The following is a 23,972-nucleotide window of genomic DNA, read 5'->3' on the forward strand; positions in this document are numbered from 1 at the left end:
GTTACAGTCAGCGCCAGAGCATCGTTCTGGAGGCGACTGTGGGCACACCTGTGATCGTCGAGGCCGTTCGCACTCCCATCGGCAAGCGGGCGGGCTGGCTGGCCGGGCTCAAGCCGCAACAGGTCCTGGCCATCGCACTGAACGGGCTCGTCCAGCGCTCGGGCGTCGAGCCGGCGGCCGTCGGCCAGGTCTTCACCGGGTGCGTGACGCAGGCGGGCGAGCAGGGCGGCCACGTCGGGCGATACTCGTGGCTCTATGCCGGGCTGCCGTACGAGGCCGGGGTGACGACCGTGGACGCGCAGTGCGGGTCCTCGCAGCAGGCGGTGCACCTCGCGGCGGCCCTGGTGAGCTCGGGCGTGATCGAGGCGGGTATCGGGTGCGGCGTCGAGGTGATGAGCCGGGCGCCGCTCGGCAGCAACGTGGCGCCCGCCAGGGCCAAGCCGGACGACTGGAGCATCGACCTGCCCGACCAGTTCACCGCCGCCGAGCGGATCGCGCGGCGGCGCGGGCTGACGCGGGAGCGGCTCGACTGGTTCGGGGCGCGCTCACAGCGGCTGGCGGCCAAGGCGTGGGCCGACGGGCGGTTCGGGCGGGAGATCGTGCCCGTCGGGGACGTACGCAGGGACCAGGGATTACGCGAGACCACGGTCGAGACGCTGGCCAAGCTGAAGCCCGTCGCCGAGGGCGCGCTGCACACCGCGGGCACCTCGTCGCAGATCTCCGACGGCGCCGCGGCCGTGCTGGTGATGAGCGAGGAGGCCGCCGCGAGGCAGGGGCTGCGGCCCAGGGCGCGGATCCTGGCGCAGGCGCTCGTGGGCGCTGAGCCGCACTACCACCTGGACGGGCCGGTAGCGGCGACGGCCAAGGTGCTGGCGGCGGCCGGGATGACGATCGGCGACATCGACAGGTTCGAGGTGAACGAGGCGTTCGCGTCGGTCGTACTGTCATGGGCGAGCGTGCACGAGCCCGACTTCGACCGCGTCAACGTCAACGGGGGCGCCATCGCGCTCGGGCATCCGGTCGGCGCCACGGGCGCCCGGCTGATCACCACGGCGCTGCACGAGCTGGAGCGGTCCGACTCGACCACCGCCCTGGTCACGATGTGCGCCGGCGGTGCGCTGGCCACGGCCACCGTCCTGGAGCGGGTCGATTAGAACAATGAGATGGGGCGCATGAAGAGCAGACGCAGGCCGTACTCCGAGCAGCGGCCGCAGGACCTCGGCGGCGGGGTGTGGAGCGTGCCGGTGCCGATCCCGGGCAACCCGCTCGGCTACACGCTCGTCTACGCCGTCGAGTCACCCAAGGGGCCGGTGCTGGTCGACGCCGGGTGGAACCATCCGGACGCCTGGGAGGCGCTCAGCGGCGGGCTCGCGGCGCTCGGGCTCGACGTGGGCACGGTGAGCGGGGTGGTCGTCACCCATTTCCATCCCGACCACGCGGGGCTCGCCGGCCAGGTCAAGGAGCGGTCCGGGGCGTGGATCGCCATGCACGAGAACGACGCGGCGCTGGTCAGGCTCATGCACGCGTATCCGGTCGACGAGCACGAGAGCTTCCAGTCCGACATGCTCAGGCGGGCGGGCGCCGACCCCGGCGAGGTACGGCAGGCGGTGAGCCGGCCGATGCCGCCCGCCCTGCCCGATCGCGAGCTGCGTGACGGTGACCTGGTGGACCTGCCGGGGCGCAAGCTGCGGGCCGTGCACACGCCCGGCCACACCCCCGGGCACATCTGCCTGCATCTGGAGGATGCCGACCGGCTGTTCACCGGCGACCACATCCTTCCCGACATCACTCCCCACGTCGGGATTTATCCGTATGACAGGGATGATGTCGATCCATTGGGTGATTTCCTGGACTCCTTGGACCGGGTCGGCGAGCTGGGCCCCCTCGACGCGCTTCCCGCGCATGAGTGGATATTTCCTGATGTGGCCGCGCGGGCCGCCGAGATCCGCCACCATCACGAGGAGAAGCTCGTCCGGCTGCGCGCCCTCCTGGCCCAGCAGCCGGAACCGCAGACCATCTGGGAGGTCGCCGCGATGATGACGTGGAACAGGCCGTGGGACGACCTGTCCCCCATGCTGAGAGGCATGGCGGCCGGAGAGGCGGCGGCGCACCTGCGCGCTCTGGAGGCAAGAGGTCAGATTAGCCGGGTCCCCGATGTCGATCCGGTCCGGTTCCAGGCTCTAGACTCCTAGACATCCGATGTCTAGGGAGAGAAGCGTGGCGGTCACCGACGCGGCCATCGACAAGATCAAAGAGATGATCGTCTCTGGCGAGCTGGCCCCAGGCGACCGGCTGCCCAAGGAGGCCGACCTCGCCGAGCGCCTCGGCCTCTCGCGCAACTCGCTGCGCGAGGCCGTGCGCGCGCTGTCCCTGATCAACGTGCTCGACGTACGTCAGGGCGACGGCACGTACGTCACCAGCCTGGAGCCGCGCCTGCTCCTCGACACCATGTCGTTCGTGCTCGACCTGCACCGCGACGACACGGTGATCCAGTTCTTCGAGGTCAGGCGCATCCTGGAGCCGGCCGCCACGGCGATGGCGACCGAGCTCATGACCGACGAGGAGATCGCGGAGCTGCGCGTCATCCTCGAGTCCCTGCCCGCCCAGCCCACGGTCGAGGAGCTGGTGGCCAACGACCTCCAGTTCCACCACCAGATCGCGCGGGGATCGGGCAACAGCGTGCTCTGCTCGTTCATCGAGAGCCTGTCAGGTCCGACCACTCGGGCCCGGATCTGGCGCGGGCTCACGCAGGAGGGCGCGATGGAGAAGACGCGGGAGCAGCACACCGCGATCTACGAGGCCATCGCCGCCCGCCAGGCCGACGTCGCCCGCTCCTGGGCGACCGTTCACGTGGCGGGCGTGGAGTCGTGGCTGCGCAAGGCGCTGGAGCTGGACTGAGGGTCACCACGGGTACGTGCCGCCCTCCTCACTGAGGAAGACGCCGGTCGGGGCATCGGGCAGGGTGGCCTGGCGGGCCACGTGCTCGCCGCCCTCGTCGGCGCTCAGCACCCCGCGGTGCCCGTTGAGATCGGTGGCGCAGAAGCCGGGCGAGACCGCGTAGACCTTGATCGGCGTGTCGCGGAGTTCCTCGGCGTAAATCAGGGTGACGGCGTTCAGGGCGGCCTTGGAGGAGTTGTAGCCGAGCAGGGTCGCGTACGGGCGCCACGCCGACTTCTCGTCGGCCAGGAACGCGAACGTGCCCAGGCCGCTGGAGACGTTCACCACGCGGCCGGCCTCCGACCTGCGCAGCAGCGGGAGCATGGCGTTGGTCACGGCGACGACGCCGATCACGTTCGTCTCGTAGACCTCGCGGAGGGCGGCGACCGGGAGCCGACTCGGCGTGCGCTCCTGGTCGCGGGAGACGGCGGCGTTGTTGATCAGCAGATCCAGGCGGCCGTGCTCGCGGTCGACGTAGGCGGCGGCCGACTCCACGGTGTCCGGGTCGGTGACGTCCAGGTGGACGAAGCGGGCGTCCAGTCCCTCCGCCGCCAGCTCCGCGGCCGCCCTCGTGCCTCGCTCGTGGTCGCGGGCGCCGATGAGGACGACATATCCGTCCTTGCCCAGTACGCGGGCGGTGGCGTACCCGATGCCCTTGTTCGCGCCGGTGATGAGTGCGATGTTCATGGCCTCAAGCCTGGGCGGAGCGGTGCTCGGGCGGGAGAGACCCGCGGAGCCCCGGATCGGCGGTCCCTGGTTACGGTGGCGCAGGTCAGGCATGCTGAGGGCATGGACCGGATCAACAGGGCGGAGCTCGCGGCGTTCCTGCGCAGCCGCCGCGAGCTGGTGCTGCCGTCCGACGTCGGCCTGGAGGGCGGCGAGCGCCGCCGCACCCCCGGGCTGCGGCGCGAGGAGGTCGCCCGGCTGGCCGGGATGTCGGTCGACTACTACGCCCGCCTGGAGCAGGCGCGCGGGCCGCGGCCGTCGCGTCAGATGCTCGGCGCGATCGCCAGGGCGCTGCGGCTGTCGGACGACGAGCGCTCCCACCTGTATTACCTGACCGGCGAGCCGCCGGGGCCTCCGCCCGGCCCGTCGCCGGAGGTCAGACCCGGTGTCCTGCACCTGCTCGACCGGCTCGACGACACCCCGGCACTCCTTGCCGACGCCAAGTACGACGTGCTGGCCTGGAACCCGCTCGCCGCGGCGCTGCTCACGGACTTCTCCGCGCTGTCGCCCGGCGAGCGGAACCTCATCTGGCGCTACTTCACCGACCCGCAGGCCAGGGCGCGCCACGACCCGGAGGGGGCGTGGCGGTTCGCCAGGGAGTCGGTGGCCGACCTGCGGGCCGCCTCCGCCCGCTATCCGGACGATCCCGGCATCCACCGGCTCGTCGAACGGCTGCTGGCGAGCAGTCCGGAGTTCGCCGAGCTGTGGGCCGGACACGACGTGACCGTACGCAGGTCGGCGCGCAAGCGCATCAACCATCCGGCCGTCGGCTGGCTGGAGCTCGACTGCGAGACGCTGCACGTGCCCGAGGGCGACCAGTGGGTCGTGCTCTACACAGCCGCGCCGGGGACTCCGTCGTACGAGGCGCTGCGGCTGCTCAAGGTCATCGGGACGCAGGACCTTCAGGTCACGAGGCCTTGACGACGTTGAACGAGATCGGCGGGAGCACCACGTTCAGCCGGTCGCCGTCGATCGTCGCGCCCTGGACCGCACGAGGCTCGACGCGGCGCGGGTCGCGCTCGGTGTTGCGCGCGGCCGGGTCGTCGTCGGCGACCGTGACGTGCGAGATCCCCGTGGGGCACGGCAGGCCGCGCAGGTCGATCGCCAGCGGCAGCGGGGTCTCGCCGCGGTTCACCGCGAAGACCGAGAGCTCGCCCTCGTCCAGCGTGGCGGCGGCGGCCAGCACGGGCACCTCGCCGTAGCGCTCGGTAGGCATGACCGGCGCCGTGGCCTCCACCTGCAGCACCCGCCCCCGGGCGTTGGCGGCGGTGAGCGCGAACGGGTGGAAGATCGTCTGCCGCCACGCGGGGCCGCCCGGCTCGGTGCGGATGGGGGCGATCACGTTGGCGAGCTGCGCCTGGCAGGCGATGCCGACCCGGTCGGCGTGGTTGAGCAGGGTGATGAGCAGGCTGCCGACGACCGCGGCGGCGGCCACGTCGTACTCCTCCTCGATGATGCGCGGCGCGTGCGCCCAGCCGAGGCTGCCCTCTCCCTCGAACAGGCTCTGCGACCAGACGTTCCACTCGTCGAAGGAGACCTTGAGCCGCTTGCGGCTGCCGAGCTTGGCCGCCACGTGGTCGGCCGTGGCTGTCACGCCCTGGATCTGCTGCTCCATCTCCACCGCCGAGGCCAGGTAGGTGGCCCGGTCGCCGGCCACCGGGTCGTAGTAGGAGTGCGCGGAGATGTAGTCCACCTCGTCGTAGCAGTGCTCCAGCACCGTCGCCTCCCACGAGCCGAACGTGGGGATCCGCATGTTGGAGCTGCCGCAGGCCACCAGCTCGATGCTCGGGTCCACCCGGCGCATGGCCTTGGCCGTCTCGAACGCGAGCCTGCCGTACTCGTCCGCGGTCTTCCCGCCGATCTGCCAGGGGCCGTCCATCTCGTTGCCCAGGCACCACACCTTGATGCCGTACGGCTCGCGTACGCCGTGCTTGACACGCAGGTCCGACCAGCGGGTGCCGCCCGGGTAGTTGGCATATTCGAGCAGGTCCCGGGCCGCGCTCACGCCTCTGGTGCCAAGGTTGACCGCCATCACCGGCTCGGCCCGCAGCTCCCCCAGCCAGGTCATGAACTCACCGAGCCCGAACGCGTTCGTCTCGATCTGCCGCCACGCCAGGTCCAGCCTCGTGGGCCGCTCAGGCGCCGGCCCGACGCCGTCCTCCCATTCGTAGTTGGACACGAAGTTGCCACCCGGATAGCGGACGGCCGTCACGCCCATCTCCCGCGCCAGCTCGATGACGTCACGCCGCAGGCCGCCGTCGTCGGCGCTCTCGTGCCCGGGCTCGAACACGCCCGTGTACACGCACCGCCCCATGTGCTCGACGAACGATCCGAACAGCCGCCGTTCCACCGGCCCGACCTCGAACGCCGGGTCCAGCGTGAGCTTGGCGGATTCCATGGACAGTCCTCCTTCGTAGGCTTCGCCCCATCTATACATCGTTGTATTCAACGTTGTAAAGAAGCGCATACACTGTCTGTCCATGGACAAAGCTCGCGTCGGCCTCAAGGACGTGGCCCGCCTGGCCGGCGTCTCGGTGAAGACCGTCTCCAACGTGGTGAACGGCTACGTGCACGTCACACCGGCCACCAAGAGCCGGGTCGAGGCGGCCATCCAGGAGCTCAACTACCGGCCCAACCTCTCGGCCAGGAACCTGCGGCAGGGCCGCACCGGGATCATCGCCCTGGCCGTGCCCGAGCTGGACACCCCGTACTTCGCGGAGCTGGCCCGTTTCGTGGTGGCGGCGGCGGAGGAGCGGGGGCTGACGGTCCTGATCGACCACACGGGCGCCTCGCGGGAGCGCGAGCAGCTCGTCGCCGAGGGCTTCCGCGCCCGCCTGATCGACGGCCTGATCTTCAGCCCGCTGGCGCTGACGCCCGAGGACCTGGCCGCCCGCATGGACGACACGCCGATGGTGCTCCTGGGCGAGCGGGTCTACGAGGGCCCGGCCGACCACATCGTGGTGGACAACGTGGCCGCGGCCAAGGAGGCGACCCTGCACCTGGCCTCGCTCGGCCGCCGCCGCATCGCCGCCGTCGGGGCCAAGGACGACGAGGCGGCGGAGACGTCCCGGCTGCGTCTCGAGGGCTACCGCCGGGCCCTGCGGGAGGCGGGGCTGCCGCTGGACGACCGGCTGGTGATCCAGGTGGAGGCGTACCACCGGGCGGACGGTGCCCGCGCGATGGCCGAGCTGCTCGACTCCGGCGCCGCGCCCGACGCGGTCTTCTGCTTCAGCGACCTGCTGGCCCTGGGCGCGCTGCGGACCCTGCTCGAACGCGGTCTCAAGGTGCCGGACGACGTGGCGCTGGCCGGCTTCGACGACATCGAGGACGGCCGGTACGGCACCCCCACCCTGACCACGATCTCCCCCGACAAGCAGTCGATCGCCCACCAGGCGGTGGACCTGCTGGCCGAGCGCATCGCCGGCGTCTCTCGCGAGGCACGCGAGATCCGGGTGCCGTACGAGCTGATGATCCGGGAGAGCACGGGCGGGTAGTACCCGTGTCGTGTCCGACAAACTGGAGCGATATCGCAGCAAACGCGACGCCGACCGCACCCCCGAGCCCATCCCCTCGTCGCCGCCCTCCTCCGGGGACGGCCACGCGTTCGTCATCCAGGAGCACCACGCCCGCTCACTCCACTGGGACCTGCGCCTGGAGCGCGACGGCGTACTCGTCTCCTGGGCCGTCCCCAAGGGCCTGCCTGCCGACCCCGGCACGAACCACCTGGCCGTGCAGACGGAGGACCACCCGATGGAGTACCTCACGTTCCACGGCGAGATCCCCCAGGGCGAGTACGGCGGCGGCACGATGACCATCTGGGACGCCGGCACGTACGAGGCGGAGAAGTGGTCGGATCGCGAGGTCAAGTTCGTCCTGCAGGGAAAGCGCGCCTCCGGGCGTTTCGTGCTGTTCCAGACGCGCGGGAAGAACTGGATGATCCACCGCATGGGCGCCCTGGCCCGCGACCCGTTCCCGCAGGTCGAGCCCATGCTTCCCACCGAACGCGCCAAGCCGCCCAAGGACGTCCCGGCCTACGCCTTCGAGTTCGCGTGGGGCGGCCGGCGCCTGCTCGTGCCCATCGAGGGCGGGCGCACCACGGCCGCGCGGGAGCACCCGTGGCTGCGCGGGCTGGCGAGGTCGTTCGGCAGCCGCACGGCGGTGCTGGACGGGGAGCTGGCCACGCTGGGGGGCGCCGAGATCCTGGTCTTCTACGATCTGCTGTACGACAACGGCCACTCGCTGCTCGACCAGCCCTACACGGTCCGGCGGGCGGCGCTGGAGGCGCTGGAGCTGGCGGGCGGCCACTGGCAGACCGCGCCGTCGTGGCCGGGCGAGGCGGGGCCCGTGCGTCAAGCGGCCCGCGAACAGGGGCTGCCCGGCATCGTCGCCAAGCGCCTCGACTCCCCGTACGAGCCGGGCCCGTCGAAGTCCTGGCTGTTCGTCCCGTCCTGACCCTTCGGCCCGCGGACCGGGCACGCGGCACCCACCCCGGATGGGCGCGGCGGCCACTCGGCGCTTTGGACATCGCGACGCGCGCCGACGGGCGCGGCGCCATGGACGCGCCACCACCCTGAGTTCGCCGCCTGCCAGGCGCCCGATCAAGCTAGGGCTTGTTGAGATAGGCCAGAACGGCGCGGACGCGGCGGTTGGTGTCTTCGTCGTCGACGATGCCGAGCTTGCCGAACATGGAGGTGGTGTACTTGCTGATGGCACTGTCGCTGAGGAAAAGGCGGCGACCGATGGCCTGGTTGGACAGTCCTTCGGCCATGAGAGCCAGCACGGCGTGCTCGCGTTCGGTGAGCCGCTCGAGTCCGCGGCTTGGGGAGCTGCTGGACAGCAGCTTGGCGATGACGGCCGGGTCCATGGCGGTCCCGCCGTCCGCGACGCGCTCGAGGGCGCCGATGAATTGGTCGGCGTCGAACACGCTCTCCTTCAGCAGGTAGCCGACGCCGCCGGAGCCGTCGGACAGGAGCTCCCGGGCGTACAGCTGCTCCACGTGCTGGGAGAGGATGAGGACCGGCAGCCCGGGCATCTCGGCCCGGGCGGCGAGGGCCGCGCGCAGGCCCTCGTCGGACTGGTTCGGCGGCATTCGGACGTCGATGACGGACACGTCCGGGCGCCATCTCCGTAGCGCTTCCAGCGTCTCGGGGCCAGTGGCCGCCGTGGCCACCACCTGGTGTCCGTACGCCTCGATCAGGCGGACCATCCCCTCGCGCAGGAGGTAGAGGTCTTCGGCTACAACGAGTCGCATGGCAGTGCCATTCTCACACGGGTCGGGCCGCCCGGTGGGCTGGTGATCTCCAGGGTGCCGTCGAAGACCGCGAGGCGGCGGCGCAGGCCGGCGAGTCCGCCGCCGGCGCGCACATTGGCGCCGCCCCGCCCATCGTCCTCGACCTCTACGATGAGGCCGGCGTCGTCCCGGGCAAGGGAGATACCCGCTCGGGACGCCTGGGCGTGTTTGACCGCGTTGGTCAGCAGCTCGGCAACGCCGAAGTAGACGGCGGCTTCGATCGGCGGGTCCAGGCGCAAGCCGGCGTCGGCGCTGACGGCCACGTCGAGGGGGATGTCCAGGGCCAGGGCGCGGACGGCGTCGACGAGCCCCCGCTCGTTCAGCACCGGCGGGCTGATCCCCTTGACCAATTCGCGAAGCTCGGCCAGCGAGGCGGCGGCACCGCCCCGCGCCTCCCGCATCAGCGCCTTTGCCTGGTCGGGGTCGGTCTCCATCAATTTCTCCGCGGTCGCCAGCGCGAGTCCAAGCATGACCAGGCGGGCCTGCGCCCCGTCGTGCAGGTCCCGTTCGATCCGGCGGATCTCGGCGGCCTGCGCGACCGTCGTGTCCGCGCGCTGGGCGGTCAGCTCCTCCACCCGCTCGGTCATCGCCATCGCGCGCGACGGGCGCAGGAAGCGGACGGCCACTGGCACGAGCAGCCGCCAGGCGTAGGGGGCTGTGGCGATGGCCACGGCCAAGCCGAGCACCCCGGCCAGGCGCGCGTCGGGCCCCGGCCGGCCGAGCCCGAGAACCGCCGCGACTATCCCGGCCGGCGGAACGGATGCCACCACGCCCGCGGCGAACGGCACGATCCCGGTGAACCGCACGTCACGCCAGACGGCGGGATCCTTCCACCGGACCCGCCACTTCTGATCCAGGACGGCGTCGCGGCGGCTGCGCTCGTAGGAGAAGCCATTCCACCAGTACCCGGTGGACATCCGCACCACCGGCCCGGCCTCCCGGTACCCGGCGACTATCAAGGTGCCCGTCCACCTCGCCACCAGCGAACGGGCCAGCCGGCAGACCGGCCGGGACAGCGCGAGTGTGCCCACGCACACCAGCACGAACGGCCCTAGCCACGACCACGGGTTTCCCGGTCCCCACCAGATCGCCCACGCCACGGCCACGGCCCACACAGCCGGGGCCAGCATGGTGACGACCGCCACAACGCACGACCGCACGAACCCCACGCCGACGCGCTCCGCCCAGATACCCAACTGCCGCATGCCTCTTCCTTCGCCTCTCCATTCGGTGCTTCAACTGTGCACCGCGCGGAGCGCGCCACTGCCCTGGCCGGCCAAGGAGTAGGTCTGGCCCCACCCACCCGTGTGCCTGGACCGATACCGCCTCGGCCAACCGCTTCGTAGCGTCGCTGAGCATGGAATCCAACACGCACACCACGGCCGAAGCGGCACTCCTCAGCAACCCCCGCACCCAAGGGGCCTTCGACACGGCGAAGAACAGCATCAAGGTGTACGCCGCACTCAGCGCCATCGCCCTCCTGGCGGTCATCGTGGTGTCGAGCAACGGTCATACGGTGAACACGTTCATGTGGGTCCGGGCAGCCCTCCTGCCTGGGGTGGCCGTGCTGATCTATCAGATGACGATCTCCGCTTCCCGGGGATCCCGACGTGCCTTCGAACGCGTGAATGCCCTCGCCGTCATCATGCCGATCGCGATCATCGGCGTCGACCTGATCCCGGGGATCTGCCCGCTGTGGTACGCCGTGCTGCAGGCCGTCTGCATGCTGCCCGTCATCCGGGTCGCGTTCATCACCCGGGGCTCCGCACTGCGCGCCGCCTTCCCCAAGAGGCGCTGATCGGGCGCACCAGACTCTCCCTCCTCAAGCGACCCCTTCCGACAGCAGGCCCTCCGACGTCAGCTCCTCCCAGAGCGCGTCCGGCACCGGCCGGGACCAGAGGGCGGCATTGGCGGTGACCTCCTCGGGCGAACGGGCGCCCAGGACGACGGTGGCGACGGCCGGGTGGCGCAGGGGAAAGGCCATGGCCGCCTGGGGCAGCGTGACGCCGTGGCGCTCGCAGGCCTTTGCGATCCTCGTCGCCCGCTCCAGCAGCGGCGCCGACGCGGGCTGGTAGTTGTACGTGCCCGACGGCCGCGGCGTGGCCAGGATGCCGCTGTTGAAGACGCCCGCCGCCAGCACCCGGACCCCGCGCCGCGCGCACTCCTCCAGGAGCGGCAGGCCGGACTGGTCGAGCAGGGTGTAGCGGCCCGCGAGCATGACGACGTCGATGGAGGTCTCCTGGACGAAGCGCAGCGGCGCCTGCCACTGGTTCATCCCGACGCCGATCGCCTTCACCACGCCCTGCGCCCGTAGCTCGGCCAGCGCCGGGTACGCCTCCGCGAGCGCCTGCTCCAGGTGGTCGTCGGGGTCGTGGATGAGAGCGATGTCGACGGACGGGAGCCCGAGGCGGGCCACGGACTCCTCCAGGGACCTGCGCACGCCGTCGCCGGAGAAGTCCCACACCCGCCGGAGCTCGGCGGACACGTCGAAGCCCTCGTCGTCGCGGCCGCCCGGCGTGGACGCCGGTACCAGCAGGCGGCCGACCTTCGTGGACAGGACGTAACCCGAGCGGCCTTTGAGCGCGGCGCCGAGGCGGCGCTCCGAGAGGCCGAGCCCGTAGTGGGGCGCGGTGTCGAACAGCCGCACCCCGCTGTCCCACGCCGCGTCGACCGTGGCGCGCGCCTGCTCCTCCGGCACCTCTTCGAACAGGTTGCCGATCGGAGCCCCGCCGAAGCCGTGACGCGGTAGCTCGAGCCCGCCGGCCCAGGACCCACTTCCGGAGCCGGTACGGGGCTCCTCGATCTCGCTCAATCTTGTGCCTTTCCGCCCGCGATCCGGCTGATCATCAGGGCGACGAGAATGATGGCGCCGTAGATCACCGGCTGCCAGAAGCCAGAGACGCCGATGAGGGTCAGGATGTTCTGGACCAGGCCGATCACCAGCACACCGGTGAGCGCGCCCAGGATCGTGCCCTTGCCGCCGTCCATGCTCACGCCGCCGATGACCGCCGCCGCGAACACCATGAAGATCCACCCGACACCCTGGTTGTTGCCGATCGCCCCGAGGCGGCCGGTCTCCAGGATCCCGGCCAGCGCCGCCAGAGTTCCGCCCAGGATGAAGACCCCGTACAGCACCCGATCCACCCGGATGCCGGCGGCGCGGGCGGCGTCGGCGTTGCCGCCGATCGCGTAGAGCGCGCGGCCGAGCCTCAGGTAGGCCAGGCCGAAGATGCCCGCCGCGAACAGCGCCCCGGCGATCCAGATGGCGGCGGGCAGGCCGAGCCACACGGTGCTGCCCAGGTAGAGGATCGAGTCGGGGAGCTGGAAGAGCGTCTTGCCCTCGGTCGGCCCCTGCAGGAAGCCGTGCATGATGATCAGCATCGCCAGCGTGACGATGAACGCCGACAGCTGGAACCTGATGATCAGGAAGCCGTTGAACGCCCCGATGGCCGCGCCGATCAGCAGGGCCAGCGGGATCACGAGGGCGCCCGGCAGCCCGATGCCGAACCCACCCGCCGACGCCGGGATCACCAGCATCACCGCGATGGCCGGCGCGGTGCCGACCGTCGACTCCAGCGAGAGGTCGAACTTGCCGGCGATGAGGATCATCGCCTCGGCCAGCACGAGGAGCGAGATCGCCGCCTGCTGCTGGAGCACGTTCGTGAGGTTGCCCGCCGTCAGGAAGGTCGGGTCGAGGAACGCGCCCACGACGAGCAGGATCACGATCACCGGCACCAGCGTCAGGTCACGGAACCTGGCGAGGCGCATCCGTGGGGGCGGCGCACTCAAAGTGGTCAATCTTCTATGCCTTCCATCACGGCCACGAGCTCGTGGTCCGTCCAGCCACGCGGCAGGTCCTTCACGACCCTTCCGTGGAACATCACCAGCACCCTGTCGCAGATGCGCAGGTCGTCGAGCTCGTCGGAGACCACCACGGCCCCGGCCCCCCGCTCGACCGCGTTCTCGACGGCGCCGAGCAGGGCCTGTTTGGCCTTGACGTCGACGCCGGCGGTCGGGTTGATCACGACCAGCACGGTCGGATCGTCCACGAGTGCCCGCGCGAACACCACTTTCTGCGCGTTGCCCCCGGACAGGTCGCCGACCGGCTGGTCGGGCCCTTCCGTCTTGATGTCGAGATCCCGGATCAGCTGCCCGGCCTTGGCCCGGCGACGCGCCGGCGACACGAACCCGTACCGGCCCAGCTTGCGGGCGATCGGGAACGTGGCGTTCTCCCCCCACCGAGAGCAGCGGGACGAACCCCTCGTGGTGGCGGTCCTCCGGCACGAACCCGAGGCCCGCCCCCATCGCGGCCGGCACGTCACCCGGCCTGACCCGGCTGCCGTTGACCGTGACCGTGCCGGAGTCGGCCTTGCGCAGCCCGACCAGCGTCTCGGCCAGGCCGACCTTGCCGCTGCTCGCGGATCCGGCCAGGCCGACGACCTCACCCGACTTAACGGAAATATCAACATCTGAGTAGCGGCCGCCGAGCGAGAGGCCCTCGCCCGACAGCACGACCGTGTCGCCGGGCGTGCGGGCGCGCGACTCGTACGACGCCGTGGCCTCCCCCGTCATCGCGGCGACCAGCTCGTCATGCGGGAAGCCGGCGACCGGCCTGGTCACGATGTGCCGCGCGTCGCGGAAGACGGTGACGCTCTGGCAGATCTCGTACACCTCGTCGAGGTGATGGGAGATGTACATCATCGTGACGCCCTGCTCGCGCAGCGAGCGCATGCGGGCGAACAGCCGCTCGATGGCCGGGCCGTCGAGCCTGGCGGTCGGCTCGTCGAGGATGATGAACCTGGCGCCGAACGACAGCGCGCGGGCGATCTCCACGAGCTGGCGCTGCTCGACGGTCAGGTCACCGGCCAGCGCCTGCGCGTCGACGTCCACCTCGTACGTCTCCAGCAGTTCGCGCGCCCTGGCCCGCAGCGCCCGCCAGTTGATCGTGGCGCCCTTGGCCGCCTGGCGGTTGAGGAAGAGGTTCTCCGCGACCGTGAGCGCCGGGATGATCGTGGACTTCTGGTAGACGCAGGCGACGCGCTGCCGCCACGCGTCACGGTCGGCGAGGGCGGGTGCCGGCTCTCCCGAGAACAGCACCTCGCCCTCATCGGCCGGCTGGAGCCCGGTGAGGATCGACACCAGGGTGGACTTACCCGCGCCGTTCCGGCCGACGAGCGCGTGGGTCTCACCCTCGGCGATCGCGATCCCCGCGCCGTTGAGCGCTACGGTAGGGCCGAAGCGCTTGACGACGTTTCGGGCTTCAACGTGATTTTTCATCACTTGACCTGATTACCCCAAAGGCTCTTGTCGTCCACGTTCTCCTTCGTCACGAGCGGCGCCGGGAGCTGGTCCTCCAGGCCGTTCGGGAGCTGGATGATGGTGCTGTCGTGGTCGGTGGGGCCGGGCTTGAACGTCTTGCCCTCCAATGCGGCCTTGGCGTAGAAGAGCGCGTACTTGGCATACAGGTCGGCCGGCTGCGACACCGTGGCGTCGATGTCGCCCTTGCGGATCGACTCGTACTCCTGGGGGATGCCGTCGTTCGACACCACGAAGATGTGCTTGGGGTCGCTCGGCGGGACGAGCAGCCCCTTCTGCTTCAGCGTCTGCAGGGTCGGGGCCAGGTGGACGCCGCCGGCGTGCATGTAGATCCCCTTGATGTCAGGGTTCTGCTCGAGGCGGGTCTGCAGCATGGACGCGGCCTTGCTGCCCTCCCATTCCGTCGGCTCGCTGAACACCGTGATGCCGGGGAACCTGGTCTTCATGCACTCCAGAAACGCCTCCGACCTGTCACGGCCGTTGATCGAGCTGAGCGCGCCCTGGAGCTGCACGACCTTGCCCTTGCCCCCCAGCTTCCCGCCGAGGAACTCGCAGGCCTTCGTCCCGTACGCGCGGTTGTCGGCGCGTACGACCATGTAGACCTTGCCCTTGTCCGGACGGGTGTCGACGGTCACGACGGGGATCTTCTTGTTCTCCAGCTGCTGCAGGAGATTGGCGACGGCGCCGGTGTCCTGCGGGGCCATGACGATCGCCTTGGCACCCTGGCCGACCAGCGCCTGCACGTTGTTGACCAGCTTGGCCACGTCGTTCTGCGAGTTCGTGGCGGGCATGAGGTTCACCTTGAGCTCGCCGGCCATCTGGGGGACGTACTTGATGTAGGAATTCCAGAAGTCGGAGTCGGCGCGCGGGTGGTCGATGCCTATCTTTCCGCCGCCCCCTCCTCCCGACGTTGCGCCTGAGCCACACGCGGTGACGACCGCCAAGAGGGCCGCTGCCGCGACCGCCGATCCGAACTTCATGGGGGGGTTACCTTCCTTAGTCGGTTGCCCTGAGCCGGAGTCCCTGCATCCCGCCGTCGACCGCGATCGAGGTCCCGGTGGTCGCACCGGCTTCCGGGCCGGCGAGGTAGGCGATCGCCGCGGCGACCTCCTCCGCGCTGACCAGGCGGCCCATCGGCTGCCTGGCGTTGAGTGCGGCACGCTCCGCTTGGGGGTCGTCGGCGGAGTCGAGCAACCTGCCGACCCACGGCGTGTCCGCGGTGCCCGGGTTGACGCAGTTGACCCGGATGCCCTCACGGATGTGGTCCGCGGCCATCGCGAGCGTCAGCGACAGCACCGCGCCCTTGGTCGCGCTGTAGAGCGCCCGCTGCGGCAGCCCCGCGGTGGCCGCGATCGAGCAGGTGTTGACGATCGAGGCGTGCTCGGACCTCCTGAGGTACGGCAGCGCCGCCCGCGCGACCCGGACCATGCCGAGCACGTTGACGTCGAACACCTTCTGCCACTCGCTGTCCGGGTTGTCCTCGATGGTGCCCAGCGCGCCGATGCCCGCGTTGTTGACGAGCACGTCGATGCCGCCGAGGCGGTCGGCGGCCTCCGCCACCGCCGCACGTACCCCGGCGTCGTCCGTCACGTCCACCTTGATCCCGATGAACGGCTCGCCGGGTGGGTTGATGTCGAGGCAGGCGACCTTCATGCCGCGCTCGGCGAGCAGGGTGGCGGCGGCCAGGCCGATGCCGGAGCCGCCGCCGGTGACGATCGCTTTCAGGCTCACGCGTCCCTCCAGATCTCGCCGTCGGGGAAGGTGTGGGCGGCGATCGATTCTGCGTGCATCTCCGCGCTGAAGCCGGGCGCGGAGGGCGCGACGTACCTGCCGTTGCGGATGACGACGGGGTCCACGAAGTGCTCGTGGAGGTGGTCGACGTACTCGATCACGCGGTTGTCCATGGAGCCCGTGACCGTGACGTAGTCGAACATCGACAGGTGCTGCACCAGCTCGCACAGCCCGACACCGCCCGCGTGCGGGCACACCGGCACGCCGAACTTGGCCGCCAGCAGCAGGATCGCCAGGTTCTCGTTGACGCCGCCGACCCTGGCCGAGTCGATCTGCAGGTAGGAGATGGCGTTGGCCTGCAGGAGCTGCTTGAACATGATGCGGTTCTGTACGTGCTCGCCGGTGGCCACCGGGATGGGCTCGATCCCCCTGGCGATGGCGGCGTGGCCGAGCACGTCGTCGGGGCTGGTCGGCTCCTCCACCCAGTGGGGGTTGAACTCGCGCAGGCCGTTGATCCACTCGATGGCCGAGCCGACGTCCCAGCGCTGGTTGGCGTCGATCGCGATCGGGAAGTCGGGGCCGCAGACCTCGCGGGCCACCCTGAAGCGGCGCCGGTCGTCGTCGAGATCGGCGCCGACCTTGAGCTTGATCTGCTTGAAGCCCTGGTCGAGCGCCTCGTTGCAGAGCCTGCGCAGCTTCTCGTCGGCGTAGCCCAGCCACCCGGGGGAGGTCGTGTAGGCGGGGTAGCCGTCCTCGATGAGCCGGCTGATCCGCTCCTCCTTCCCCTTCTCAGCGTTCCTCAGGATCTGAAGGGCTTCGTCGGGCGTGAGGGCGTCGCTCAGATAGCGGAAGTCGATGAGGTCGACGATCTCCTCGGAGGACATCTCGGACAGCAGCCGCCACAACGGCTTGCCCGCCCGCTTGGCCTTGAGGTCCCACAGGGCGTTGACCACGGCGGAGATCGCCATGTGCATGACCCCCTTCTCGGGGCCCAGCCAGCGCAGCTGCGAGTCGTTGACCATGTCCTTGTAGAGCGCGCCGAGGTCTTCGACGTCCTTGCCGACCACGTACGGCTCGAGCGCGCTGATGGCCGCGGTCTGGATGTCGTTGCCGCGCCCGATCGTGAACGCGAACCCGTGCCCCTCGAACCCGTCATCGGTCTTGAGCACGACATAGGCCGCGGAGTAGTCGGGATCGGGATTCATCGCATCGGAGCCGTCGAGCTCGCGCGATGTCGGGAAGCGCACGTCGTGCGTCTCCATCCCGATGATCCGATAGAGGCCTGGAGTCGTCATGCCTGCCCCACCGTCTGACGCTGCCGGCCGAGCCCTTCGATCTCCAGCTCCATCACGTCACCCGCACGCAGGTACGGCTGCCCCGGCATGCCCATCGCCACGCCGGCCGGCGTACCCGTGTTGATCACATCGCCTGGCTCCAGGACCATGAACTGACTCAGGTAGCGCACGATCTCGGCCACATCGAAGATCATGTTCTTCGTCTCGCCGTCCTGGCGCGTCTCACCGTTCACCCAGAGGCGCAGGGCCAGGCTCTGCGGGTCGGCCACCTCGTCCGCCGTCACCAGCCAGGGGCCGAGCGGGTTGAACGTCTCGCACGACTTGCCCTTGTCCCACTGGCCGCCGCGTTCGAGCTGGAACTCGCGCTCGGAGACGTCGTTGGAGATCGCGTACCCGGCGATCACGCCGAGCGCCTCCTCCCGGCTCCCGAGGTAGCGGGCCTCCTGCCCGATGACGATCGCCAGCTCCACCTCCCAGTCGGTCTTCACGCTGCCCCGCGGCACGAGCACCTCGTCATACGGGCCGATGACGGTGTTGGCGGCCTTCATGAACACGACCGGCTCGGCCGGCACGTCCAGGCCGGACTCGGCGGCGTGGTCGCTGTAGTTCAGGCCGATACAGACGACCTTGCCTGGACGCGCGATCGGAGCGCCGATGCGCAGCCCCTCAGCGTCGACGATGGGCAGGGCACCGCGCTCGAGCGCGTCCCGGACGCGCGCCACTCCCCCGGAAGCGAGGAAAGCCCCATCGATCTCGGGCTCTCCGATGTCGCGCAGGTTACCGGCGTCATCCATGACCACCGGGCGTTCCTGACCGACAGGTCCTACTCGCAGCAGCTTCACACCGCATCCTTCACATATACATCGGATGTCTCGTTTCACGATGCTCGTGCGACCAGCGGGAGCGTGTCAAGGGTGGCGAGAGGGATACCTCCGATCCGTGACCTCGGAAGACACCCCCAAGAGCCAGTCGACGCCTGTGAATCGACTTAACCGCTCCGATGGCTACGTTCACATACATCGAATGTAAGCCCTCCAAAACATCGGAGGTAAAACCCACCTCAAAGCCCTTCACCAAGGCGGTCGCGCGCAGGCGACAACTGCGATCAATACCCCTACCCACCACCAAAACGACACACTTCCGCTTCAGCCCCGGAGGCACCTGAACAGGCGCAACGCCACACCGGCCGGACGATGTCACGTCGCCACACCCGCACAGGACCCTGTCGACGCCGAGACCCCATTCGCCCGGCGACATGCGGCCATCGCGCACCTACATTCCTCCTTGACGACCGTACAGGGACGTAATAGAACACGTTTCAATAGAACTTAACCAAGCGCTTGATCAAGAGGGTGAATCGGGTGCACATCGACCTCGTCGACAGGGACATTTACGCGACAACCGGACCACCACTCGAGCAGCTCGCCTGGCTGCGCGCGAACTCTCCCGTCCACTGGCACGACGGCGCGCCCGGCTTCTGGGCCGTCACCCGATATGAGGATGTGGTGCACGTATCGCGGCACTCGGACCTGTTCTCCTCGTACCGGAAGCTCGCCCTGTTCGAAGAACTGACCCAGGAGCAGATCGACCTCCAGCGCCACATGATGCTCAACCAGGACCCGCCCGAGCACACGAGACGGCGTTCCCTGGTCAACCGGGGTTTCACCCCGCGCACCATCGGAAGCCTCGAAGAACACATCCGTGACATCTGCGACGACCTCCTCGACAAGTGCACCGGCGAGATCGACTTCGTCACCGAAGTCGCCGCGCCGCTCCCTCTGTACGTGATCTGCGAGCTGCTCGGCGCGCCCGTGTCCGACCGCGACAAGCTCTTCACCTGGTCCAACCGCATGATCGGCAGCCAGGACCCCGACTACTCGAGCACTCCCGAGGAGGCCTCGGCCGCCGCCATGGAGGTCTACGCCTACGCCAGCGAACTCGCGGCGCGGCGCAAGGCCGCCCCGAAGAACGACATCGCCACCAAGCTCCTCCAACCCGACGAGCACGGCGAGACGCTCGACGAGGACGAGTTCCAGCTCTTCGTCCTCCTCCTGGCCGTAGCCGGCAACGAGACCACCCGCAACGCGGCCTCCGGCGGCATGCTCACCCTCTTCGAGCACCCGGACCAGTGGGACCTCCTGGTCGCCGACCCCACGCTCGCCAAGACCGCCGCCGACGAGATCGTCCGCTGGGTCTCCCCGGTCAATCTCTTCCGCCGCACCTCCACCACCGACCAGGTGCTGGGCGGGCAGGAGATCAAGGCCGACGACAAGGTCGTCGTCTTCTACGCCTCCGCCAACCGCGATCCCTCGGTCTTCTCCGACCCTGAGGTCTTCGACATCACCCGCGACCCGAACCCGCACATCGGCTTCGGGGGCGGCGGCGCCCACTTCTGCCTCGGGAACCACCTGGCCAAACTCGAACTACGGATCCTCTTCGAACAACTGGCCCGCCGCCGCCCCGACATCCGCCAAACAGGCCCGGCCCGCCGGTTGCGCTCGAACTTCATCAACGGCATCAAGGAACTCCCCGTCGTAGTCGGCTGACCTGCCCTCGCCGCCGCCACACGGCAGTGTGGCGTGCCGGACAGCAAGCGGGAGTCGACGATGATGCGATGAGGGAGTTCCGGGCCGGTGCCACAGGGCTTCCAGATCGATGCCCCCCTGCGCGCGAACTGGTCCAGGATGCCCACCGCCTCCATGCGCGGCTGCCACCGGGCGCAGTCGAGGGCCGTACATTCCATGGAGGTGAGGCGGACGCCCTTGTGCGTGGTGATGTTCTCGGGTGGAAGGGGTGCCGGGTAGGTGACGCAGCCGGGGAGCGCCAGATGGCCGGGGGCGGTCAGCTCAATGGGCCAGTCGGCTTCTTCCACAGCCACCGGAGGTCAGGGGTGCAGGGAAAGGCCCTTCAGGACCTTGTCCACGCCGTTCTTCGGCCCATGGATCGCCACCCCCACCAGCGCGAGCTCGTCGGCCTCCGCCGCCCGCACGGCCGCCCGGTTGTCCGCGTCGTGCCCCGTCTTGAACATCTCCTCGATGTACACGGCGACGTCCATCCCGCGCCCCACCGCCTTCTCCCGGACGCCCCGCAGCTCCGCCAGATCGGCCACATACACCAGCACAGGCTGCCGGATCATCGGCAGGTACGAATTGCCCGCCCCGTCCTCGTACGGCTCCCCCATGACCCCGGGCACCCCGCCCGCCACGGCGCTGGACAGGAAGGCGGTGACATTGAGCTTCTGCCATGCGGCCAGATCCGCGCGGACCACAATGCCGATCTTGGTATCGAAACGCATGCCACCAGTCTCCATCCCCCGTCCGCGTCACGTCTTGCACGCTGGTGCGGTACCGCTACACGGCGAGGACCGGCAGCCAGTCGGGCACCTCGTGGTACCGCCGCAGCTCCGCGACCCCGGCCAGGATCCCGCCCCACGCCGCGTACGGCGGCCGTTCCGTGTCAAACCCGCTCTGCACCAGCATCAGCCGGGTCTTCCCCTCCGACCCCTCCAACTCGGGGCGACAGCCAGTACTAGCGCACTGGCCTGGGTAGATGCCCTCGAGGACCCGCGCACCTTGCGCTCCGACATCATGCCCCCGAGGCCCGCCTCGAGCCGCTTGACGTGGTATTGACGTGCTCCTCCACACGGATGTGGAGGGTTCCTGTGCTGCTTACGCAGCAGCTCGCAGCGCGGGCGCGGGCGAGACTGTGGGACAGGATGCTTGACGCTTCACAGGCCCCGGTATCCCGGAGTCTCCACGTCCTGTGACCGCCCGTCCGGCGGCAGAGTTGTACCGATGAAGCTGGTTTCGGGCGGCGTTGGTATCGGCGTTGCCGGTCCATCCGCACGCCAGGTTCTTGCACGCGAACCGGGACTGCGTTTCGCGTGATCCTGCAGTGGTAGTGTGGCAGCGGTGGCACTCCTGGCTGGTGCCGTACGGGCGGACCTTGGCGACCAGACCGCCACGGTCAGCGCTCTTGTAGGTCAGGAACTCCACCGTCCGGCCCCACGCCTGACTTGCGATCGAGCGGTTCAGGCCCCGCTTTTGGGCGACGTTGACGCCCGGCTCCTGCACGGTCCCGCACGCCGAGGCCATCATGGCGGTGATGTTCAGGTCTTCGACCACGATCGCGCTGAATCGCCGCGCGAGATCGGTCGTGCTCTGATGCTGCCAGTCGACGGCGCGGCGCTTGGCTGTCGCGCGGAGCCGGGCGATCTGGTCGTAGGTGCGGCGTTCCCGGTTGGATCCCGGGTCGCCCTTCTTACGGGTGGCACGCTGACGGGCGCTTTTGCGCTCCAGACGCAACAGCCGCTCATTCTCCCCGCTGGTGAGCCACGGACCGTGCCGAAGGTGTTGACCGTTGGACAGGGCCAGGGGGACTGTGATGCCCCGGTCCATGCCGACCTTCGGCCCGGTGTGCGGGACGGGGGCGGATACGAGCAGCTCGGTACGGAAGACGATGTGCCACCCGTAGGCGTCTTTCACCAGGCGAGCACCGGTGACCCTCCCGGAGGGTCCGCCTTTGGTGAGGCCGGGCAGGTCTTTTGTCCAACGAAACTTCACCCGCCCGACCTTGGGCAGGTTCACCGCGCCCCACCTGCGGTTGATCCGGGCGATCTGCAAGTCGCGAGCCTGGGGGACGTCCACGGCCATCCGGGACCGCAGGCGTGCCTTGAACGTCGGGCGCCCGGCGGGGTGGTCGGGGTTGAAGAAGTTCGCCCACGCCTGCCGGTAGGTCTTCAGTACGGCCTGCGCGGCCTGGGCGGGCAGCTGCCCCATCCAGTCGATCTCGCGGCGGGCTTGGCGAATCGCCGCGTCGCATTCCTTCAGTGACGGCAACCGGCCCTGGTGGAAGGTCGTGAACTCGTGGAGCAGGTTCCACAAGGCGCGCGCGGTGTGGGCTTGACCGTCCACAACGGCCGCCTGGGCCGGACTGAGGTCGAGTCGCGCCACGTGCACGCGGGTCCGCTTCACCTTCTCCACGCACGGATCCTATCGTTTGGTTTATGTCACCGCGCTGGAATTCAAACCCCGATGCGAAAGGGGGTGATATATCATTTATACCCTTCATGCCCATTTGGTTTTCGTGACAAAGTACCGGCGTGGGGCCTTCACCGACGAGATGCTGATCCGCTGCGAGGAACTCATGCGAGAGGTATGCGCCGACTTTGAGGTCGAACCGCGCGAGTTCAGCGGCGAGCACGACCACGTCCACCTGCTGGTCCACTACCCGCCCAAGGTCGCCCTGTCCAAACTCGTCAACTCACTGAAGGAAGTCTCAGCCCGGACGCTGCGCAAGGAATCCAGCGCACACGTCCGCAAACACCTGTGGGGCGGACATTTCTGCCCTGGTTCCTCCTTCGCCAGGTCAGTCGCGGGGCGCCGCTCACCGCGCTCCAGCAGTACATCGAGCAGCAGAAACGACCCGTGTGAGTGAAACCGGCGACAAGCCCCAAAGGCCAGGCCACGCACGCGCCCTAGCAGGCCCTCCCCCGTGGGCCTGCACTCCCGGTGTGAACGCCGAAGCACTGGCCCACATTCTGGTAGACCCCGAGGCGATCACGAAGCACAGGCGCTCACGGCCAGGAGTCCTCGTACGGGTCGGCGCCGTCCGACAGGAGCCGCAGGTCGGACTCGACCATCATCGCGACCAGCTCGTCGAACGACACGCCCGGCTCCCATCCCAGCTGCGTCCGCGCCTTCTTCGGATCCGCGCACAGCAGATCCACCTCGGCCGGACGGTGCAGCGTCTGGTCCGTCACCACGTACCGCTCCCAGTCCAGCCCGGCGGCCTCGAACGCGGCCTCCACCAGCTCCCTGACCGACTTCATCCGCCCGGTCCCGATCACGTAGTCCTCGGGCGTGGCCGCCTGCATCATCAGGTGCATGGCCTTCACATAGTCGCCGGCGAACCCCCAGTCCCGGCGGGCCTCCAGGTTCCCCAGCCGCAGCTCCGTGGCCAGTCCCAGCTTGATCCGGGCCACGCCCAGCGACACCTTCCTGGTGACGAACTCGGCCCCCCCGGCGCGGCGACTCGTGGTTGAACAGGATGCCGGACACGGCGAACATCCCGTACGACTCGCGGTAGTTCTGCGTGAGGAAGTGCCCGTACGCCTTGGCCACCCCGTACGGCGAGCGCGGATGGAAGGCGGTGCGCTCGGTCTGCGGCGTCTCGCTGACCTGGCCGAACATCTCAGAGGAGGAAGCCTGATAAAAGCGGATCTGTCCGGAGGAGCCCGAGCCCCGCGACGCCCCCGAGCACACCCGGATCGCCTCCAGCATGCGCAGCACGCCCATCCCGGTCACCTCGGCCGTGAGCTCCGCCTGCTCCCACGACATCGGCACGAACGAGATCGCCCCGAGGTTGTACACCTCGTCCGGCTGAACCCGTTCCACCGCCGAGATCAGGGACCCCTGATCCAGCAGGTCTCCCCGCACGACCTGGACGTCGGTGAGCAGCTTGCGCATCCGGGAGACCCGCGGGTTCGCCTGACCCCGGGCCAGCCCCCACACCTCATAGCCCTGCTCGAGCAGGTGCTCCGCCAAGTAGGAACCGTCCTGGCCGGTGATGCCGGTAATCAGAGCGCGCCTGGCCAAGGGTCCTCCAACTATTGCGTACCGCATCCCTTTGGCACGGGAATGTACAGGTAAGCGCACCGACAGGGCATCAGGGCACCT

General features: G+C 69.4%; 22 protein-coding genes and 2 pseudogenes. 9 read left to right on the top strand and 15 right to left on the bottom strand.

Translation table 11 applies throughout. The annotated features are described in order from the left end of the window. The first annotated feature begins 38 nt into the window (after positions 1-38). Genes ABD830_RS25315 through ABD830_RS25325 form a run of 3 tightly spaced genes read left to right on the top strand, consistent with a single transcriptional unit; the run spans position 39 to position 2,898 of the window. On the top strand, positions 39-1,154 hold the full coding sequence (locus tag ABD830_RS25315) for a steroid 3-ketoacyl-CoA thiolase (protein ID WP_344991977.1): 1,116 nt from the start codon (positions 39-41) through the stop codon (positions 1,152-1,154). An 18-nt stretch (positions 1,155-1,172) separates the two neighbouring features. Further along, positions 1,173-2,192 carry an MBL fold metallo-hydrolase gene (locus tag ABD830_RS25320; protein WP_344991980.1) on the top strand — a complete coding sequence of 340 codons (1,020 nt, stop codon included), beginning with the start codon at positions 1,173-1,175 and terminating at the stop codon, positions 2,190-2,192. Positions 2,193-2,217: 25 nt separating this feature from the next. Continuing rightward, positions 2,218-2,898, top strand: coding sequence for a FadR/GntR family transcriptional regulator (locus ABD830_RS25325; protein WP_344991982.1), 681 nt, complete (start codon positions 2,218-2,220; stop codon positions 2,896-2,898). A 3-nt stretch (positions 2,899-2,901) separates the two neighbouring features. On the opposite strand, the gene ABD830_RS25330 is transcribed toward ABD830_RS25325, so the two are convergent. After that, a complete protein-coding gene (locus ABD830_RS25330; protein ID WP_344991984.1) occupies positions 2,902-3,624 on the bottom strand; it encodes an SDR family oxidoreductase in 723 nt (240 codons plus the stop codon). 102 nt (positions 3,625-3,726) lie between these two features. Here ABD830_RS25330 and ABD830_RS25335 point away from each other — a divergent pair, with 102 nt between their 5' ends. Beyond that, positions 3,727-4,584 (top strand): helix-turn-helix transcriptional regulator, encoded by an 858-nt coding sequence (locus tag ABD830_RS25335; RefSeq protein WP_344991986.1) that lies wholly within the window; start codon positions 3,727-3,729, stop codon positions 4,582-4,584. On the opposite strand, the gene arfA is transcribed toward ABD830_RS25335, so the two are convergent. Continuing rightward, on the bottom strand, positions 4,571-6,061 hold the full coding sequence (arfA, locus tag ABD830_RS25340; RefSeq protein ID WP_344991989.1) for an arabinosylfuranosidase ArfA: 1,491 nt from the start codon (positions 6,059-6,061) through the stop codon (positions 4,571-4,573). The two genes, ABD830_RS25335 and arfA, sit on opposite strands and share 14 nt — an antisense overlap. An 82-nt stretch (positions 6,062-6,143) precedes the next feature. On the opposite strand from arfA, the gene ABD830_RS25345 reads away from it, so the two are divergent. Together ABD830_RS25345 and ABD830_RS25350 are read left to right on the top strand one after the other, a co-directional pair. Next, positions 6,144-7,157 carry a LacI family DNA-binding transcriptional regulator gene (locus tag ABD830_RS25345; RefSeq protein WP_344991992.1) on the top strand — a complete coding sequence of 338 codons (1,014 nt, stop codon included), beginning with the start codon at positions 6,144-6,146 and terminating at the stop codon, positions 7,155-7,157. A gap of 10 nt (positions 7,158-7,167) precedes the next feature. Continuing rightward, positions 7,168-8,115: a DNA polymerase ligase N-terminal domain-containing protein gene (locus tag ABD830_RS25350; RefSeq protein ID WP_344991995.1), complete on the top strand. Its 948-nt coding sequence runs from the start codon at positions 7,168-7,170 to the stop codon at positions 8,113-8,115. A gap of 151 nt (positions 8,116-8,266) precedes the next feature. On the opposite strand, the gene ABD830_RS25355 is transcribed toward ABD830_RS25350, so the two are convergent. Together ABD830_RS25355 and ABD830_RS25360 are read right to left on the bottom strand one after the other, a co-directional pair. Beyond that, on the bottom strand, positions 8,267-8,914 hold the full coding sequence (locus ABD830_RS25355; protein WP_344991998.1) for a response regulator transcription factor: 648 nt from the start codon (positions 8,912-8,914) through the stop codon (positions 8,267-8,269). After that, entirely contained in the window at positions 8,899-10,158 is a 1,260-nt protein-coding gene (locus ABD830_RS25360; protein WP_344992001.1) for a sensor histidine kinase, read from the bottom strand. Before ABD830_RS25360 ends, ABD830_RS25355 begins: the two co-directional genes overlap by 16 nt. 152 nt (positions 10,159-10,310) lie before the next feature. Here ABD830_RS25360 and ABD830_RS25365 point away from each other — a divergent pair, with 152 nt between their 5' ends. After that, complete coding sequence (locus tag ABD830_RS25365; RefSeq protein WP_344992004.1) at positions 10,311-10,751, top strand: hypothetical protein; 441 nt, start codon at positions 10,311-10,313, stop codon at positions 10,749-10,751. Positions 10,752-10,775: 24 nt separating this feature from the next. Here the strand turns inward: ABD830_RS25365 and ABD830_RS25370 are convergent, their stop codons facing one another. From ABD830_RS25370 to ABD830_RS25405, 6 genes are read right to left on the bottom strand one after another with little or no spacing between them, the layout of a single operon-like run. Then, the gene (locus ABD830_RS25370) at positions 10,776-11,765 is read right to left on the bottom strand and encodes an aldo/keto reductase (RefSeq protein WP_344992007.1); all 990 of its coding nucleotides are present in this window, start codon (positions 11,763-11,765) and stop codon (positions 10,776-10,778) included. Continuing rightward, positions 11,762-14,230 carry an ATP-binding cassette domain-containing protein gene (locus ABD830_RS54310; RefSeq protein WP_425567149.1) on the bottom strand — a complete coding sequence of 823 codons (2,469 nt, stop codon included), beginning with the start codon at positions 14,228-14,230 and terminating at the stop codon, positions 11,762-11,764. Before ABD830_RS54310 ends, ABD830_RS25370 begins: the two co-directional genes overlap by 4 nt. Continuing rightward, on the bottom strand, positions 14,230-15,249 hold the full coding sequence (locus tag ABD830_RS25390) for a sugar ABC transporter substrate-binding protein (protein ID WP_344992010.1): 1,020 nt from the start codon (positions 15,247-15,249) through the stop codon (positions 14,230-14,232). The genes ABD830_RS54310 and ABD830_RS25390 overlap by 1 nt, the downstream gene beginning before the upstream one ends. A gap of 16 nt (positions 15,250-15,265) precedes the next feature. Beyond that, positions 15,266-16,000 (bottom strand): SDR family NAD(P)-dependent oxidoreductase, encoded by a 735-nt coding sequence (locus ABD830_RS25395; protein WP_344992013.1) that lies wholly within the window; start codon positions 15,998-16,000, stop codon positions 15,266-15,268. Beyond that, positions 15,997-17,295, bottom strand: a complete 1,299-nt coding sequence (locus tag ABD830_RS25400) for an L-fuconate dehydratase (RefSeq protein ID WP_344992016.1) — start codon at positions 17,293-17,295, stop codon at positions 15,997-15,999. Before ABD830_RS25400 ends, ABD830_RS25395 begins: the two co-directional genes overlap by 4 nt. Beyond that, positions 17,292-18,137 carry a fumarylacetoacetate hydrolase family protein gene (locus ABD830_RS25405; protein ID WP_344992019.1) on the bottom strand — a complete coding sequence of 282 codons (846 nt, stop codon included), beginning with the start codon at positions 18,135-18,137 and terminating at the stop codon, positions 17,292-17,294. The genes ABD830_RS25400 and ABD830_RS25405 overlap by 4 nt, the downstream gene beginning before the upstream one ends. Before the next feature lie 519 nt (positions 18,138-18,656). Here ABD830_RS25405 and ABD830_RS25410 point away from each other — a divergent pair. Further along, positions 18,657-19,841 carry a cytochrome P450 gene (locus ABD830_RS25410; RefSeq protein WP_344992022.1) on the top strand — a complete coding sequence of 395 codons (1,185 nt, stop codon included), beginning with the start codon at positions 18,657-18,659 and terminating at the stop codon, positions 19,839-19,841. Between the two features lie 338 nt (positions 19,842-20,179). Here the strand turns inward: ABD830_RS25410 and ABD830_RS25415 are convergent, their stop codons facing one another. From ABD830_RS25415 to ABD830_RS25425, 3 genes are all read right to left on the bottom strand, one after another. Next, the gene (locus ABD830_RS25415) at positions 20,180-20,590 is read right to left on the bottom strand and encodes a DUF2000 family protein (protein WP_344992025.1); all 411 of its coding nucleotides are present in this window, start codon (positions 20,588-20,590) and stop codon (positions 20,180-20,182) included. A 55-nt stretch (positions 20,591-20,645) separates the two neighbouring features. Further along, complete coding sequence (locus tag ABD830_RS25420; protein ID WP_344992028.1) at positions 20,646-20,774, bottom strand: hypothetical protein; 129 nt, start codon at positions 20,772-20,774, stop codon at positions 20,646-20,648. Between the two features lie 189 nt (positions 20,775-20,963). After that, entirely contained in the window at positions 20,964-22,277 is a 1,314-nt protein-coding gene (locus ABD830_RS25425; protein WP_344992031.1) for an RNA-guided endonuclease InsQ/TnpB family protein, read from the bottom strand. Between the two features lie 70 nt (positions 22,278-22,347). Between ABD830_RS25425 and tnpA the strand changes: the two are divergent. Beyond that, positions 22,348-22,727, top strand: a pseudogene (gene tnpA / locus ABD830_RS25430) (IS200/IS605 family transposase). Positions 22,728-22,870: 143 nt separating this feature from the next. Here the strand turns inward: tnpA and ABD830_RS25435 are convergent. Together ABD830_RS25435 and ABD830_RS25440 are read right to left on the bottom strand one after the other, a co-directional pair. Then, positions 22,871-23,278, bottom strand: coding sequence for a GDP-mannose 4,6-dehydratase (locus tag ABD830_RS25435; RefSeq protein ID WP_425567150.1), 408 nt, complete (start codon positions 23,276-23,278; stop codon positions 22,871-22,873). 85 nt (positions 23,279-23,363) lie between these two features. After that, a pseudogene (locus ABD830_RS25440) lies at positions 23,364-23,918 on the bottom strand (GDP-mannose 4,6-dehydratase); the annotation flags it as partial. Positions 23,919-23,972: the final 54 nt, after the last annotated feature.

The organism is Nonomuraea helvata, from assembly GCF_039535785.1.
Classification (GTDB): domain Bacteria; phylum Actinomycetota; class Actinomycetes; order Streptosporangiales; family Streptosporangiaceae; genus Nonomuraea; species Nonomuraea helvata.

Bases quoted from the DNA above. Each gene is read 5' to 3' on its own strand.
- ABD830_RS25320 (WP_344991980.1), top strand. From the start codon at position 1,173: ATGAAGAGCAGACGCAGGCCGTACTCCGAGCAGCGGCCGCAGGACCTC.
- ABD830_RS25330 (WP_344991984.1), bottom strand. From the start codon at position 3,624: ATGAACATCGCACTCATCACCGGCGCGAACAAGGGCATCGGGTACGCC.
- ABD830_RS25335 (WP_344991986.1), top strand. From the start codon at position 3,727: ATGGACCGGATCAACAGGGCGGAGCTCGCGGCGTTCCTGCGCAGCCGC.
- arfA (WP_344991989.1), bottom strand. From the start codon at position 6,061: ATGGAATCCGCCAAGCTCACGCTGGACCCGGCGTTCGAGGTCGGGCCG.
- ABD830_RS25345 (WP_344991992.1), top strand. From the start codon at position 6,144: ATGGACAAAGCTCGCGTCGGCCTCAAGGACGTGGCCCGCCTGGCCGGC.
- ABD830_RS25355 (WP_344991998.1), bottom strand. From the start codon at position 8,914: ATGCGACTCGTTGTAGCCGAAGACCTCTACCTCCTGCGCGAGGGGATG.
- ABD830_RS25360 (WP_344992001.1), bottom strand. From the start codon at position 10,158: ATGCGGCAGTTGGGTATCTGGGCGGAGCGCGTCGGCGTGGGGTTCGTG.
- ABD830_RS25365 (WP_344992004.1), top strand. From the start codon at position 10,311: ATGGAATCCAACACGCACACCACGGCCGAAGCGGCACTCCTCAGCAAC.
- ABD830_RS54310 (WP_425567149.1), bottom strand. From the start codon at position 14,230: ATGAAAAATCACGTTGAAGCCCGAAACGTCGTCAAGCGCTTCGGCCCT.
- ABD830_RS25390 (WP_344992010.1), bottom strand. From the start codon at position 15,249: ATGAAGTTCGGATCGGCGGTCGCGGCAGCGGCCCTCTTGGCGGTCGTC.
- ABD830_RS25400 (WP_344992016.1), bottom strand. From the start codon at position 17,295: ATGACGACTCCAGGCCTCTATCGGATCATCGGGATGGAGACGCACGAC.
- ABD830_RS25415 (WP_344992025.1), bottom strand. From the start codon at position 20,590: ATGCGTTTCGATACCAAGATCGGCATTGTGGTCCGCGCGGATCTGGCC.
- ABD830_RS25420 (WP_344992028.1), bottom strand. From the start codon at position 20,774: ATGCTGGTGCAGAGCGGGTTTGACACGGAACGGCCGCCGTACGCGGCG.